This window comes from Bacillus cereus group sp. BfR-BA-01492 (genome assembly GCF_022662815.1).
Lineage (GTDB): Bacteria > Bacillota > Bacilli > Bacillales > Bacillaceae_G > Bacillus_A > Bacillus_A cereus_BD.
Genome location: NZ_JAKUEH010000061.1, coordinates 1 through 406 on the forward strand (window position 1 = coordinate 1; position 406 = coordinate 406).

Sequence of the window (406 nt, forward strand, 5' to 3'; positions counted from 1 at the left end):
AATCTACTCCTACATACAAATAGTTCTGTCTATTCTGCATAACTCATCCCTCTATTCAATGATTTAGTCATATAAAAAAATGTCGGCAACCTTAGTTCGAGCGTTCATCTTCCGATGCGCATAGGTACGCAAGCCTATCCATTTTCATAATTTCATAAGTACATATAGTAAAATGAGCGATTTTTTTAAGTACGACTGTTATAAAATTGCTGAATGTTTACCGTTTGTTTGTATTTGCCCGTATGTATATACCCCTCGATAAAAACTTTCTCGGTCTAACATGCGTTTCACTTGCACTTTCGTAAACAGCTTTCCTTTCTCAGTACGATAACCTTCCCTATTCAGTCGTTCTGCCAATTGAGTTAGCGACCAATCTTTAAAAAAGTGTCTTAATTCAAATAGTCTA

The 406-nt window shown here is 35.5% G+C and carries 1 protein-coding gene; it reads right to left on the reverse strand.

Annotation, left to right across the window (positions count from 1 at the left end; translation table 11 throughout):
• Positions 1 to 198: 198 nt before the first annotated feature.
• The coding region (locus tag MR063_RS21590) for a recombinase family protein (RefSeq protein ID WP_242201339.1) at positions 199 to 406 on the reverse strand (208 nt) is incomplete at its 5' end.